Annotated in this window: 17 protein-coding genes and 2 pseudogenes; 8 read left to right on the plus strand and 11 right to left on the minus strand. The window is 54.9% G+C overall.

Annotated elements, in window-relative coordinates; genetic code table 11:
- Positions 1 to 34 precede the first annotated feature (34 nt).
- From rpoN to ptsN, 3 genes and pseudogenes are all read left to right on the plus strand, one after another.
- A pseudogene (gene rpoN, locus AC0L7S_RS11375) lies at positions 35 to 1574 on the plus strand (RNA polymerase factor sigma-54).
- Between the two features lie 253 nt (positions 1575 to 1827).
- Entirely contained in the window at positions 1828 to 2415 is a 588-nt protein-coding gene (gene hpf / locus AC0L7S_RS11380) for a ribosome hibernation-promoting factor, HPF/YfiA family (RefSeq protein ID WP_473470996.1), read from the plus strand.
- A 64-nt stretch (positions 2416 to 2479) separates the two neighbouring features.
- A complete protein-coding gene (ptsN, locus tag AC0L7S_RS11385; protein WP_473470998.1) occupies positions 2480 to 2944 on the plus strand; it encodes a PTS IIA-like nitrogen regulatory protein PtsN in 465 nt (154 codons plus the stop codon).
- 64 nt (positions 2945 to 3008) lie between these two features.
- On the opposite strand, the gene AC0L7S_RS11390 is transcribed toward ptsN, so the two are convergent.
- Positions 3009 to 3278, minus strand: coding sequence for a BQ00720 family protein (locus AC0L7S_RS11390; protein ID WP_473470999.1), 270 nt, complete (start codon positions 3276 to 3278; stop codon positions 3009 to 3011).
- A gap of 61 nt (positions 3279 to 3339) precedes the next feature.
- Positions 3340 to 3765 (minus strand): Hsp20 family protein, encoded by a 426-nt coding sequence (locus tag AC0L7S_RS11395; protein WP_473471000.1) that lies wholly within the window; start codon positions 3763 to 3765, stop codon positions 3340 to 3342.
- 129 nt (positions 3766 to 3894) lie between these two features.
- On the opposite strand from AC0L7S_RS11395, the gene AC0L7S_RS11400 reads away from it, so the two are divergent.
- Positions 3895 to 4836 (plus strand): nucleoside hydrolase, encoded by a 942-nt coding sequence (locus AC0L7S_RS11400; RefSeq protein ID WP_473471001.1) that lies wholly within the window; start codon positions 3895 to 3897, stop codon positions 4834 to 4836.
- 12 nt (positions 4837 to 4848) lie between these two features.
- Here the strand turns inward: AC0L7S_RS11400 and AC0L7S_RS11405 are convergent, their stop codons facing one another.
- From AC0L7S_RS11405 to AC0L7S_RS11415, 3 genes are all read right to left on the minus strand, one after another.
- Positions 4849 to 5760 carry a ribokinase gene (locus AC0L7S_RS11405; protein WP_473471003.1) on the minus strand — a complete coding sequence of 304 codons (912 nt, stop codon included), beginning with the start codon at positions 5758 to 5760 and terminating at the stop codon, positions 4849 to 4851.
- Between the two features lie 93 nt (positions 5761 to 5853).
- Positions 5854 to 6732, minus strand: coding sequence for a methylated-DNA--[protein]-cysteine S-methyltransferase (locus AC0L7S_RS11410; protein ID WP_473471005.1), 879 nt, complete (start codon positions 6730 to 6732; stop codon positions 5854 to 5856).
- Between the two features lie 76 nt (positions 6733 to 6808).
- Positions 6809 to 7303: a DUF2244 domain-containing protein gene (locus AC0L7S_RS11415; RefSeq protein ID WP_473471007.1), complete on the minus strand. Its 495-nt coding sequence runs from the start codon at positions 7301 to 7303 to the stop codon at positions 6809 to 6811.
- A 22-nt stretch (positions 7304 to 7325) separates the two neighbouring features.
- Here AC0L7S_RS11415 and nth point away from each other — a divergent pair.
- A pseudogene (nth, locus tag AC0L7S_RS11420) lies at positions 7326 to 8131 on the plus strand (endonuclease III).
- On the opposite strand, the gene AC0L7S_RS11425 reads toward nth, so the two are convergent.
- The 5 genes from AC0L7S_RS11425 to AC0L7S_RS11445 form a co-directional block, all read right to left on the minus strand.
- Positions 8126 to 8581, minus strand: a complete 456-nt coding sequence (locus AC0L7S_RS11425; protein WP_473471008.1) for a DUF2214 family protein — start codon at positions 8579 to 8581, stop codon at positions 8126 to 8128. The pseudogene nth and the gene AC0L7S_RS11425 overlap by 6 nt on opposite strands.
- Before the next feature lie 96 nt (positions 8582 to 8677).
- On the minus strand, positions 8678 to 8977 hold the full coding sequence (locus AC0L7S_RS11430) for an NUDIX hydrolase (RefSeq protein WP_473471010.1): 300 nt from the start codon (positions 8975 to 8977) through the stop codon (positions 8678 to 8680).
- 173 nt (positions 8978 to 9150) lie between these two features.
- A complete protein-coding gene (locus AC0L7S_RS11435) occupies positions 9151 to 9465 on the minus strand; it encodes a hypothetical protein (RefSeq protein ID WP_473471011.1) in 315 nt (104 codons plus the stop codon).
- Positions 9466 to 9650: 185 nt separating this feature from the next.
- Positions 9651 to 9824, minus strand: a complete 174-nt coding sequence (locus tag AC0L7S_RS11440; protein WP_473471012.1) for a Flp family type IVb pilin — start codon at positions 9822 to 9824, stop codon at positions 9651 to 9653.
- A 271-nt stretch (positions 9825 to 10095) separates the two neighbouring features.
- Positions 10096 to 11025, minus strand: coding sequence for a phosphatase PAP2 family protein (locus AC0L7S_RS11445; RefSeq protein ID WP_473471013.1), 930 nt, complete (start codon positions 11023 to 11025; stop codon positions 10096 to 10098).
- Positions 11026 to 11477: 452 nt separating this feature from the next.
- Here AC0L7S_RS11445 and AC0L7S_RS11450 point away from each other — a divergent pair, with 452 nt between their 5' ends.
- From AC0L7S_RS11450 to AC0L7S_RS11460, 3 genes are all read left to right on the plus strand, one after another.
- Entirely contained in the window at positions 11478 to 11804 is a 327-nt protein-coding gene (locus AC0L7S_RS11450) for a hypothetical protein (protein ID WP_473471014.1), read from the plus strand.
- Positions 11805 to 11838: 34 nt separating this feature from the next.
- Positions 11839 to 12504, plus strand: a complete 666-nt coding sequence (msrA, locus tag AC0L7S_RS11455; RefSeq protein ID WP_473471016.1) for a peptide-methionine (S)-S-oxide reductase MsrA — start codon at positions 11839 to 11841, stop codon at positions 12502 to 12504.
- 206 nt (positions 12505 to 12710) lie between these two features.
- Positions 12711 to 13700, plus strand: coding sequence for a BMP family lipoprotein (locus AC0L7S_RS11460; RefSeq protein WP_473471017.1), 990 nt, complete (start codon positions 12711 to 12713; stop codon positions 13698 to 13700).
- 105 nt (positions 13701 to 13805) lie between these two features.
- Here the strand turns inward: AC0L7S_RS11460 and AC0L7S_RS11465 are convergent, their stop codons facing one another.
- Entirely contained in the window at positions 13806 to 14012 is a 207-nt protein-coding gene (locus AC0L7S_RS11465; protein WP_473474271.1) for a SlyX family protein, read from the minus strand.
- Positions 14013 to 14097 lie beyond the last annotated feature (85 nt).

A 14097-nucleotide genomic window follows, 5' to 3' on the forward strand; every position in this document is an offset into this window, starting at 1 on the left:
AACAAGATCTGCCTAGAGGCGTCGATAGCGAATTATGGGGCTGGCTGCCAAATTACAGCTGAAACAATCGCAGTCGCTGGTGATGACGCCGCAACTGTTGCAGTCGATCTCGGCTGTTGCAGCTTACCCATATCGAACTGGATCGGTTCATTGACGACGAAATCGAGCGAAATCCGTTGCTTGAACGCGCCGATTCTCAAGAAGGCGGCGATATAGAAGAACCGCAGACGAATGACGCAACGCCTGCTCAGGAGGATGACGGCGACTGGTTCGACGCAGAGGCTGGATGGAGTTCGGAGGCAATTTCGGACAAGCTCGACACGTCGCTTGAAAACCTCTTTCCCGACGATCCGGGAACATCTGATCGACTTGGCCCCGATCTGTCGGCGCAATGGAAATCGGCGTCCACCGGCAATTCTGGCGCCGGCTCATCGGCGGGCTTTGACGGGTTCGACCTGGAGGACATGGCTGCGGCTGCAATAACACTTCGCGACCATGTCAATGAACAGATCGCCTTTGCATTCACCGATCCGGCACAAGGGCTGATTTCCCGTGAATTGGCCGATGGCCTCGATGAGGCCGGCTATTTGCGGGTCGATCTTGCCGAAATCGCGGAGCGTCTTGGCGCTGATCTGGAAATGATTGAACGGGTATTGGCCGTTTGCCAGACGTTTGAACCCGTCGGCATTTTTGCCCGCGATCTCAGCGAGTGCCTTTCTTTGCAACTTGCAACGCGGGACCGGCTTGATCCGGCCATGAAATCGCTGATGATGAACCTCGAACTTTTGGGGCGCCGCGATTTTCAGGCGTTGCGGCGCATCTGTGGGGTCGACGAAGAAGATCTTCTCGACATGCTGGCTGAAATCAAGGCGCTTGATCCGAGACCCGGAACGGCATTTTCCGGCGGCACAAGCGATGCAATTGTCGCCGATGCCGAGGTGCGCCAGGCAAGTGACGGTAGCTGGACGGTGGAATTGAATGCGGATGCGTTGCCGCGCGTACTGGTTGATCAGGTCTATTTTGCACAAATATCAAAGCGTGTGGAAAATCAGGCGGAGAAGGATTTTCTTGGTGAATGCCTGCAAAGCGCGAACTGGCTGACGCGCAGTCTCGACCAGCGCGCGAAGACCATTTTGAAAGTGACCTCGGAGATCGTGCGCCAGCAAGATGCTTTTCTCATCGATGGTGTGCGCCATCTGAAGCCGCTCAATCTGAAAACAGTTGCGGATGCCATCGGCATGCATGAATCAACGGTTAGCAGGGCGACAGCCAATAAATATATGCTGACACCGCGTGGCGTGTTCGAACTGCGCTATTTCTTCAACGCTTCGATCGCTTCCGCAGGGGGAGGTGAAGCGCATTCCTCAGAGGCGGTACGTGATCGCATCAAGCAATTGGTCGAGGAGGAGAAGCCTACACATGTTTTTTCTGACGATACAATCGTTGATCTTTTGAAGGCTGATGGTGTCGATATTGCCAGACGAACAGTTGCCAAGTATCGGGAAGGTATGGGAATTCCATCTTCAGTGCAGCGACGGCGGGAAAAACGCGCGCGAGCTGGCACTAACGCCTGACGTTGAAGTGGCGCGTATGAGCGTGTGGTTTCGTTGACAAGCTGCTATGAAGTGGCTAGAAGCCCGCCCGCATGAGGCGAGCAATGAGTTCGCTCCGGGATGGCCGTCGGATTGAAGGCAAAGGCCTATCTGTGAACAGTCGCAAAGTTCGGGCGTAAAATCGGTGCCAGAGGCACCGTGAAGCTTGTACGCACGGGCCACGGGTATAAACTCCAGATAGTATGAAGCCTGAACAGGGAAGGTCAGTATTCAAATGGTGCTGCGCATAGCCGGAAAACACATGGATATTGGTGATGCGTTCCGTGTACGCATCAATGATCGTATCGGTGACGCAATCGAAAAATATTTTGATCGAGGATTTTCGGGGCAAGTCACCGTTATCAAATCAGGGTCCCGCTTTTCGGCAGATTGCATGATTCGACTTGATTCCGGCACGTCGTTACAGGCCGCAGGTGAAGCACAAGATCCCAATCAGGCATTTGACGCGGCTGCGGAGCGCCTTGAAAAACGGCTTCGCCGCTATAAGCGACGCCTGAAGTCGCACTATCCTGCCAATGCGAATAACGGTGCGTTGACCGATGTCGCTTATGCGGTGATGGAACCGCTTGCTGACGACGACCAGGACATGCCGGACGACTTTGCCCCCACGATCGTGGCCGAATCGACAATGTCGCTAAAAACCATGTCGGTTGCCTCTGCGGTGATTGAACTCGACAACACGGATAGCCCTGTTTTCGTTTTCCAGAACGGCAGCAACAAACATCTCAATATCGTCTATCGCCGGCCAGATGGAAATATTGGCTGGATCGATCCGGCGGAGGTCAAAACCTCCCAAGGATAGAAACGACGACCGGCCAACGCACAAGGCGGGCCGGTTGTGAGTGACGAAGCAGAGGAATTTCACTATGGCTCTGAGCGATCTTGTCGACGTTTCGGCGATACTGCCGGCGTTGAAGGCGAACTCGAAGAAACAGCTTCTGCAACTGCTCTCGGAGAGAGCGGCTGCGGTGTCCGGTATTGCCGAGCGCGAGATTTTCGAAACCATCTTGCAGCGCGAACGGCTTGGCTCGACTGGCGTTGGAAGCGGCATTGCAATTCCGCATGGCAAGCTCGCTGGTGTTACGCAGATCACCGGTGTTTTTGCACGCCTGGAAACGCCGGTCGATTTCGAATCGCTGGATGATCAACCCGTCGATCTGGTGTTCTTGCTGCTTGCGCCTGAGGGCGCAGGTGCCGATCATCTCAAGGCGCTGTCACGGATTGCGCGCGTCTTGCGCGATTCCGACACTGTTGCCAAAATTCGGGGAACGCGCGACGCAACCGCGATTCACGCACTATTGTCAGATACGCAAGCTTCGCATGCTGCTTGAAAATGAGAGAATAATGCATTTCAGGGCCGCGATATGCGGCCCTTGCTGCGTCTGGGGGTAAGCCTCAGTGGATGGCGATTGTCGTCAGATCGTTTTCCATCGCCCCGGCCAAAGCGCGGTCGCGCGCATCTGACAGAAGGATTGGCTGGCCATTGGCCGAAAACAGCGCCCAAAGTTCCATTCCGGGCTCAATTTCGTCCAAGCCGGGGAAGCGTCCGCGCAGATCGTCGCTCGAGACTTTCCTCAAATAAGCTACAGACCCTTCGCCCAAGTCTGCAAACTCGGCGTTGGTCATCGCTACCTTGTCCGCAATTCTGTCTACCGTTCTATTCATTTGAGCCTCCTATGTGCGGTCGCCAAACCCGGCCGTTCCGCATGAGAGCCATCGGTAAAGATCAGTCTTTCACCGATATGTTTATTTTTCGTACCAGTCGTTCCGACTCGGGGCGATCCAGGTCGATGGACAAAAGTCCGTTCCTGAGTTCGGCCGCAATCACGCGCATACCGTCGGCCAGAACGAAACAGCGTTGAAACTGGCGTGCGGCAATGCCGCGGTGAAGAAATTCCCGTTCAGTGTCGTCGTTTTGACGGCCACGCACGACAAGTTGGCTTTCTTCCGTGGTCACATCGAGGTCGCTTTCGGCAAAACCGGCCACCGCGAGCGTTATTCTCAATGTTTCAGGTGAATCAGCAACGCTGCGAATGCGTTCAATGTTGTAAGGTGGATAGCCGTCACCTGACTTTGCCAAGCGTTCCAGCGTTTTTTCCATTGCATCGAAACCCAGAAGCAGAGGGCTGGAAAAAGGCGTCATTCGAGTCATTTCTTCTTGTCCTCTCAAGAGCGACATTTTACTGAAAAAACCCTGTCGGCATTTTTCCAGTTATTATTGATATGGTCTGCCGGGCAAACAAGTTCAAGCCAAGAAACACCCACCAGACAGGGATTTGGAATGTCACAAAAACGCAAGATCATCATCGACACCGATCCCGGCCAGGACGACGCGGTGGCGATATTGCTGGCGCTTGGTAGCCCGGAGCTTGAAATTGTCGGCATAACGGCGGTTGCCGGAAATGTGCCGCTGAAGCTGACTGAGAAGAACGCGCGCAAGATTTGCGAACTGGCGGGACGAACGGATATCAAGGTGTATTCGGGAGCGATCAGGCCACTGATGCGCGAGCTTGTCACGGCGGAAGAAGTGCATGGCCAGACCGGGTTGAACGGCCCGCAACTGCCCGAGCCGGTGATGGAGCTTGAGAAAGAGCACGCCGTCGATTTCATCGTGCGGACGCTGATGCAAGAAGAGAGCGGCTCCATTACGCTTTGCCCGCTTGGGCCGCTGACCAACATCGCGCTGGCGCTCATCCGTGAGCCGAAAATTGCACCGCGTATCAAGGAAATCGTATTGATGGGCGGCGGCTTTTTTGAAGGTGGAAATATTACGCCGAGCGCTGAATTTAACATCTATGTCGATCCGCATGCGGCTGATGTCGTTTTGCGCGCGGGTATTCCAACCGTCATGATGCCGCTCGATGTTACCCATAAGGCGCTGACCAGTGCAAAACGTATCGAAACCATTCGCAACCTTGGAACAAAGGTTGCAATTGCGACTGCCCAGATGCTGGATTTTTTTGAGCGCTTCGACGAAGAGAAATACGGCACCGATGGCGGGCCGCTGCATGATCCATGCGTCATTGCCTATCTGCTAAAGCCCGAACTCTTTAAAGGGCGCAACTGCAATGTCGTGGTCGAAACGATGTCCGAGTTGACGATGGGCATGACTGTCGTCGATTGGTGGGGTGTGACCAAGCGACCAAAGAACGCGCTCGTCATGCGCGATATCGACCATGACGGGTTCTTTGCGCTTTTGACGGAAAGGCTGGGGAGGTTATAGCCGCTCCCGCCCTTATCTGGCCCCAGTTTTGACGAGTGCCGCTTCGACCTCGCTGGCCAGTGGAATGGCTGGCTGCGCTCCAGCTTTAAGGCAAGCGAGCGAACCTGCGGCGGCGGCTCTCGTTAACGCTTGCTCCAGCGGCAGACCTTCCGACAGGGCAGCGGCGAAATAGCCGCAGAATGTGTCTCCGGCACCGACTGTATCCACCGGTACGATTTTTAGCGCTGGCACCTGGTAAAAGCTGTCGGGTGTCGCGGCCATAACGCCTTGGCCGCCTAAAGTGACGATGACGGCATGGCCGGTTTTCCCGGCGAAGTCGCGCATCCGTTCAGTCCGTTCGCCACTGTGCAATGCCAGCAGTTCACAGCACAGGTCGAACTCGGTCTCGTTGGCGACGACATAATCCGCATTCATCAGGTAATCGGCGGCTTCCGGCCTGAAAGGAGCCGTGTTGAGCACGCTCACTGCGCCGGTCGCTCGTGCCGATTGGAGTGCTGCCTTGACTGTCTTGAGGGGGATTTCATGCTGCAAGAGGACAATGTCGCCCTTGCTCATTTGGGCTTTGGACAAATCGCCGGGAAGGACGGCACCGTTGGCACCTGCGACGACTGCGATCATGTTCTCGCCGTCTTCGCCAACGAGAATTAACGCAGTCCCGGTGGTTGCCGAACTTTCTCCCACGCCAGCCAAATCGACCATGCCAGCTCGAAGCAGGGTCAGGGCGTCTGTGGCAAAGCTGTCTTTGCCAACGGCTCCGATCATGCGCACGCCAGCTCCGGCTCGTGCAGCCGCCAATGCCTGATTGGCACCCTTGCCGCCGGGTGCCGTGGCAAAGCCTGACCCTTGAAGCGTTTCACCTGGAGCGGGCAAACGCTCGACATTGGCGATCAGGTCCAGATTGATCGAGCCGATGACAATAATCATGAAAGGCGGGTTCCCCTGAAAATCTCAGGAAAACTATCGCGAGTTGGTGGCGTATGCCAGCCGGTAATCTGGTGGCAGTGCGGCAGCACCTCGTCAGGTCGCGATTTGCCCGGCTTCCCAGCCGAGGATGGCCCGCTTTCGGGTCAAGCCCCAATGATAGCCGGTTAATGCGCCCGACTTCGCCAAGGCTCGGTGACATGGCACTACGAATGAGATTGGGTTGGCTCCGCAGGCCGCCCCGACCGCACGAGATGCTTTTGGTTCGCCTATACGTTCGGCAATCGAGGAATAGGTACAGGCCCGGCCCATAGGGATTCGCAGCAATGCTTCCCATACGCGTATCTGGAAATCAGTGCCAATCATGACCACGCGCAATGGCTGGTCGGCGCGCCAGCGCGCCGGATCGAAAATCCGCGCGGCATAGGGAAGGGTGGCTCCCATATCCTCGACATAGCTGGCGTTTGGCCAGCGACCCGCCATATCGGCGAAGGCAGCCCGCTCTTCGCCGGGGTCGTTGAACGATAGGCCAGCAAGGCCCCGGTCAGTGACCATGATGAGTGCGACGCCAAAGGGCGAGAGGTGATAGCCGTAGCGGATGGTAAGGCCAGCGCCACGGGTCTTGTAGTCGCCCGGCGACATGGCTTGGTGGGTTACGAACAGATCGTGCAATCGACCGGGTCCCGACATTCCCACCTCAAAAGAGGTGTCGAGCAAGGGCAGGCCGGAATCGAGCAATTTTCGCGCATGATCCAGTGTTACGGCCTGCAAGAAAGCCTTGGGCGAAAGCCCTGCCCATCTGGTGAACAGCTTTTGCAAGCCCGTTGGCGTATCGCCGACCTCCTCGGCCAACACCTCAAGCGAAGGCTGGTCGCGATAGTCGAGGCTGATCTTCTCGATCGCCCGGCGAACGACCTCGTAGTCATTGCCTTGTGGCGTGATGTCTTTTTGAAGAACTGCGCTTTGTGCGTTCATAGGTGGTCTCCTTGATCGCTAATATCGCTGCTGAAATGGGGTTTCTCCACCCGATTCCTGCTCGCATGCTGGTTATTCAGCGCATTTTTGCCGTTGCCAAAGCGCGCGAAAAGGCAGTGGCAAAACTTTCGCGATCGTCCGGGTTGAGGAAGCTGCCAATGGCGACGGAAAGGCCGCGCGCTTCAACGGCCATGCGGGTAATGCCGATTTCCGAATGGCGGGCAATGGAAAATCGTGCTCCAAACGGGTTGAAATGGTGCGTTTCGGATTTGCCCGATGGCGCGACTTTGCAAATATCCAGCGCTGTGCGCGACACGCAAACCATTTCGCGAACCCGTGCTGCGCGATAATTGATGCGGAAGGCGATAAAGATCGCAATTACATCCAGACCCAGGAAGCCGAATACGGGCCATGCGCCGTGCCATAGAAAGAAGGCACCTGTTGTTAGCCAGCCGAATATCAATGCGCCCATCAAGATCATGAAGCCGGTGCGGCCAAGCGACCGGTGCGGTGTCAGCAAGGCTTTGAAAAACGGCGTGTCAGCCGCAAAGTCGGCATTTGTGTCGGTCATAGGCTGATATTATAGGAATGACATGACCATGCCCAAGCCAAAAAAGCACCCCACACCTAAAAATGAACGGCCCTCCAAAAAGCATGGCGGGTCTGCGGCGAAACCGGCTTCGTCACCAAAGCGTGCGCCCTCAATTTACAGTGCCGCCGAGGTTTATGAAATTTTCAGGCGGTTTTCCGTTCAGCGCCCCGAACCGAAGGGCGAGCTGGAACATGTCAACGCGTTCACGCTTCTGGTGGCGGTCGTGCTTTCTGCTCAAGCGACAGATATCGGCGTCAACAAAGCTACAAGGGCGCTGTTTCAGATCGCTGATACGCCGCAAAAGATGCTTGAACTTGGTGAAGACAAGGTTGGATACCATATCCGAACGATCGGTTTGTGGCGTAACAAGGCCAAGAACGTGATCGGCTTGTCGCAAGCACTGATCCGCGATCATGGTGGCATCGTCCCGGATGATCGCGACGCGCTGGTCAAGCTGCCGGGGGTGGGCCGAAAGACGGCCAATGTGGTGCTCAACATGGCGTTTGGGCAACACACCATGGCTGTCGATACCCATATTTTGCGCATCGGTAACAGGTTGGGCCTGGCACCCGGGACGACACCAGAACAGGTCGAGCGTGGTCTCATCAGTATCATTCCAGATGAATTCATGCGCCATGCGCATCATTGGCTGATCCTGCATGGACGTTATGTCTGCAAGGCACGCAAGCCGGATTGCCGCGCCTGTGTCATCGCCGATATTTGCAAATCGGGGAGAAAACGACCGATGTGCCCGCGCCGCTTGTCAAGGCTGGAACATCTGAGACCGCTGTGATGGCGTCTCTATAGACCATATCCGCGGGCCATAGCGGCCGCGAACATGGGAATGAGCAGGAACACTGCAATTTGCGTGGCTATAGATTTGCGCACTGACATGGTTTCGCTTTCAGGTACGCTAAAATCCGGGTCGGTTGCTGCCTGCCTGTTCCAGGAGATAAAGCGCAGAGTTGGTTTGATCGACAGCAGGCCAACGATGGCGAAGGCAATCATTTTTGCCCAAAACACCCAATTGAAAACATAGAATTCCCAGCCTTTCAGGCCGTAGACGACCCTTGCCGCGCCAACGAGAACGACCAGCATTGCGATCATGCCGTAATGGCGGTCGATGCGTGCCAGGCGCAGAATCGTCGAGGCCGTCAGATCGTTGCGGATCAGGATAAATTCTGCAGCGATGATACCGGCCAGCGAAAATATCAGCAGGTGGTGTAAAATGGCGAGTATGAGATCGGTGATACCCATGCACGTTTCCTGTTCATCTGTTTGCCGGTTCTTTGCCTGATTCGGAGCAGTTCTTGCAGATGGTCGATGATGCAAAGGTAACGGTTGTGATGCAAATCAAACCATTTCGGGTGCCCTCAGTTCGCGGACAAGTGTGGCAAGTTCCGGCTCATCGATCAGCAGTGCGGCTTGGTTCGTCGACAACCATGCGCGCTGGCGTTGATCGGCTTCAGGCCAGTCAGTCAATTCTTTGGTGATTGCCAGCAGATAGACGGTGACATCGATGCGAACAAAGCCTTCGGGAAGGCGTTTCCAGTAGGAATAGCGACCAGCCGGTTGTTTGAGTGCCTTGCCGACAACGCCCGCTTCTTCCAGCGCTTCGGTTGCGGCCGTCTTGCGCCCGCTCTTTCGTTTCATCGGCCAGCCCTTTGGCAAGATGAATCGCTTCGTCTCTCGCGATGTGACCAACATCACCTCGATCTTGCCATTTTTTCGAAGCCGAAATGGAATTGCGGCTACCTGGCGTACGCTTTTTCCTCTTTGGCCTTGCGAATGGCGCTTTTCTTTGGGCTGGTCACTGTAAAATCCTGTCAGCGGCAATTGTTGATATAGGTGTTGCCGAACTGCTGAGTCTGACAATTCTTCCGGATCTGCGGAATTTTGGGCCGGTCTTGTTGCGCTGGAACTGTGCTTTGGCGATCTTGTGCCCTGAATTGCTGCTGCTGTTGCTGAAATTGCTGGCGTTGTAACCGATTTTGCAAAAGCAGCCTTTCGGCTTCCTGATGCTGCAAGGTCGATGCATCGAGAGGTGGAGCCTGGTTTGCCTGCGCAGCCTCGATCGAACTGACGGCACCGACAGCCAGCACCATGCAAATCGTCAGCATTGATCCGAGACATGTCGACATGCGTGCAGTCCCATCGCTTGTTCTGGCGTGAGTGAAACATATAGGTGTGTTCAATGAAGAAGCTATAGATGCGCCGTTATTGCACGGAACAAGCGTTGACTATCGTTCAAAATGAAAAGGGCCGCCCGTAGGCAGCCCCATCCGATATTCGTGTTTTAAGAACGGAGGGCTGATGCCCTCTGTTATTAGTTGGCGCTGTTAACCGCAGTCGAGATGTTCGTGAACTTGTCGCTCAGCGCGGTGCCGAGGGCGCCAGCTGCGGTGATGATGGCCAGAGCGATAAGAGCCGCAATCAGGCCGTACTCGATAGCCGTTGCACCGGATTCGTCGTTCATGAAGCGTGAGAAAAGCTTGGTCATTTTGTAGTTCCTTCTTGCCCAGGTTGTGATTTCCATAAGACGGTTTCTTCTTGAACCGTGCCCTATATTGGGAAGTATCAATTGCGGTTGCGTTAAAGAGAATGGTAAACAAACCGTGCCGCTTTCTTGTACTTAACAAATGGCGAATAAATGCCGGGTATTTGCGTGGGGATTGACGCGCTTTTTGAGCGGACTTGTCTGAATCCGTTGATTGGAAAGGGTTTCCCCGTCGCCGGATGGAACGCGTTCCAACGCTTCTTGAGAATTGATGTCAGGCTGCCGCCGGGACCAGCGTGCGTTTGGCGTGTAACATCAAGTGTGCACAGTAAGCCGCGAAGGCGAACACCGCCATGCCTGCTGGAATGTCGATGAGGTGATGACCGCCATGCACGAGCGCTGCGGGCAATACGATCAGATTGACAACAATCAGTGGTGCAAACAACCAACGCACATTGCGGGCGTGGTAGGTTGCCGCACAGGCGAGAACGATGTGATAGGAAGGAAAGCCGATCAGCCCTCTCAATTCGTTGGGACTAAGGAAAGGCGCTCCCTCTTTTAGCAGAGCAAGGATTTCCATTCCATAGGCATGATCGACAACCGGGCGTACAGCGAGAAGCAATTCCGGGGAGAGGTCATAATGGGCTACCGCGCCGGCACTGGGGAACAGACCCCAGAACATAACGGCGATCATACCCGAAATCACAACCGTGATCATCAGCGAATGCAGGTCGGCGAGGCGCATAGTCAGCCCGAGGACGATGACCAGAAGTGCTATCTGAGCCAGCGTCGACATATAAGCAAAGCGCATGAGTTCATTGAGTAGGGGATGTTCGGCTGCCCATGCGATGAGGCCCGGCCAGTTGAAGCCCAGGACCGCATCGGCGCGTACCAACAAAGGATCGATGACCGGATTAGTGGTCGGTGTGAGCAAATAGTTGAACAGAGACAGCGTCGCCGTGAAAAAAATGAACAGTCCGGCACCTATCGTCATGGCACCGATTGCTTCGCTTCGCCCTGATCTGCGATAGAAATGTCCGAGCACCAGAAGTGCGCACACCAAGGCTGCCAACATAGCGTATGCGGCAACGTCGACCTTGGAGCCGCGCACAAAAATGAGCAATATGTCGATCAAAGTCGCCGCCAGGGTGACCCTGAAAACGAATGATTCAGCCGGGTAAAGGTGCCAGTTTTTCTTTGTCATGGTGACATTTGACACGAAATTCGTGAAAATTCGCTAACCAATGGCTAGGGTCAGGACTCATTAATATGATTGGAATGGCGGCTGAAACGGCAATGAGAAGCAAGGAGAAGCGCGAAGAGCGGGGTCCATCCCCCGATCGAGCGGTTCGACGACGCAGGTCGCAGCCGTTTCACTGTTCGCACGGATATGGCAAATTTGCCCGCCTACAGCGTCGCAAGACGTTGAAAACCGGATGGTTTCCTGCGGGCTTTCTCCTCGTATCCGAACAAATTTGCTCATACCAGTCCAACCAGATTAATGAGTCCTGACCCTACGCTTGTGTTATCTTCCAACGCGTTCAGGTGGATCAGGCGGGGTCCATGAAAGCCGTTTTCGATTTCATGGCGGCATGATTGCGCAATCGTGTCGTCCACCATATCTGTATATTCGAAACCACAATGGGAAAGGCTCGGATGTTTCGCCTGTTTTTTCGCTTCACCGCTATGGTTTTGCTCGCCATCTCCGTCATCATGGCGGTGCTTGATGCAACGCGCACGGTTGCAGCTTCGCAACTCGTCTTGACGCCGTTGAAAACAAGCTGGAACGCTGTTTCGCCCGATACGTTGAGCGTGAGCGAGAGTTTCGTGCGCGACAATATCCAGCCCCTGTTGTGGGATACGGTAGCAAACTGGTTGCTTGGGCTGCCCGGCTTTGCGGTCTTCGCGGGGCTCGCGCTTTTATTCTATGCGATCGGCTACAGGCGAGAGCGGCGTTTCAAGGATTTTGCTGCGAGTCGATGATTTTGTGCCAAGGCACAAGAAAGGAAGACGGCCAATGTTTTTTCTAAGTGACATGCTGAACAAGAAGGTCACCCTGCCGAAACCGGCGGACGCGCTTCCGGGACGCGCCAAAGCTATCCCGACTGCCTCGAAACATGCTGTCTTGAAACACCCGCTGAAAGGCCCTTATCCGGAAGGTTATGAAACCGCACTGTTCGGACTAGGTTGTTTCTGGGGTGCGGAGCGTCTGTTCTGGCAAGTCGAGGGCGTGTGGGTGACAGCCTCGGGTTATGCTGGTGGTCTGACACCCAACCCGACCTACCAGGAGACATGCACCGGTCTGACCGGGCATGCCGAGGTGGTTCTGGTGGTATTCGATCCGAAAATCGTGACCTTTGAACAATTGCTCAAATTGTTTTGGGAAAGTCATGATCCGACGCAGGGTATGCGTCAGGGTAATGATGTCGGTACGACCTATCGCTCGGCGATCTATACTTATGGCGATGCTCAATATCAGGCTGCGGTCACTTCTCGCGACGCCTATGAGGGGTCTCTGCGTGGTGCGGGCCGCGGCAAGATAAGCACGGAGATCGCGTCGGCACCGGAGTTCTACTTCGCAGAAGAAGAGCATCAGCAATATCTTGCTAAGAACCCCAATGGCTACTGTGGATTGCAGGGCACGGGCGTTTCCTGCCAGATTCCGGCGTCTGTGACCGCCTGAAGGCTATTGCGGAACAAACGAACCCGGTGCGATCTTTTGGTGCCGTATTTTTCCAACGGGTCAAAATTCCAGATGAATTTTGTTTCGGGCCGTGCAAGATTGCATCAAGCGGGAGGCAAAACGCCCCTGCCTGGTGCTGTTTGATGGTTGCAAAAGCTGCCGACATGCGGCGCAAAACGAAAAACAACCGACAGGGTGTGGACCACATGAAACGTATTGTCCTCGGCCTTCTGGCCGCAACGGTAATGGTTTTCCCGGCATTCGCCGCGGATATTCAACCAGCGCTACTCTATGATCTTGGTGGAAAGTTCGACAAGTCGTTCAACGAGGCATCTTATAACGGTGCAGAAAAATTCAAGACCGAAACCGGCATTCCTTATGTGGAGTTTGAAGTCTCCAACGCATCGCAACGCGAGCAGGCACTTCGACGCTTTGCAGAAGATGGCCGCAACCCCATCGTCATGGCAGGTTTTTCCTGGTCAGATGCGCTCGACAAGGTTGCAACCGAGTATCCGGACCTGAATTTCGCTATCATCGACATGGTCGTCGACAAGCCGAATGTTCGTTCAATCGTTTTCAAGGAGCAGGAAGGGTCGTACCTTGTTGGGGTGATGGCCGCACTCGCTTCCAAGACGAAGAAGGTCGGGTTTGTCGGAGGCATGGATATTCCGCTGATCCGCAAGTTTGGTTGTGGTTATGTTGGCGGGGCCAAAGCGGCTGGCGCGACGGAAGTCATCGAAAACATGACTGGCGACACACCTGCCGCCTGGAATGATCCGGCCAAGGGTGGCGAAATCGCCAAAACGCAGATCGATCAGGGTGCTGATGTGATTTATGCCGCAGCCGGCGGCACCGGCGTGGGCGTACTTCAGGCTGCTGCCGACGCAGGCAAGCTGGGCATTGGCGTTGATTCCAACCAGAATGGCCTACAGCCAGGCAAGGTTCTCACCTCCATGCTCAAGCGTGTAGACGTTGCGGTCTACAACGCCTTCATGGATGCCAAGGATGACAAGTTCACGGCCGGTATCAACGACCTCGGTCTCAAAGAGGGCGGTGTCGACTATGCCATGGATGACAACAACAAGGATCTTGTGACGGCTGACATGAAGGCGGCTGTTGAAAAGGCCAAGGCAGATATCATTGCTGGCACTATCGAGGTGCATGACTATTCATCGGACAATGCTTGTCCGTACTGATTATTACTGAATGAGACACTGAAACCGCCGGGCTTGAGCCCGGCGGTTTTGCATTTCGACATTGCCAAACCCTCAATTTGGATGGTTTTGCGGCGATGCGGCCACTTACCAATGAGGTGGTTTGGTAACTGGAATGTCGGCAGCCGATTGTTCTTCCAGAGCCAGGAAGCGTTCGGTTAGCGCACCAAGTTTGCGTTGCAGATGTTCGATCACTTTCCATTGTTCGGCTATCTGCCCGGAAAGCTCGTCAATGGTTTTTTCCTGTTCGGTGCAGCGGATTTCAAGTGTTGTCACGCGTTCATCAGGGGCGATCATCGAATAGTCCTTTTCCTGCCGGCAGCTTTGCGTATCAGATGCCATCGCACAAAGGTCAGACAGATGTGATCACTTTCGCCAC

It is taken from the genome of Mesorhizobium sp. G2-6-1, assembly GCF_055809095.1.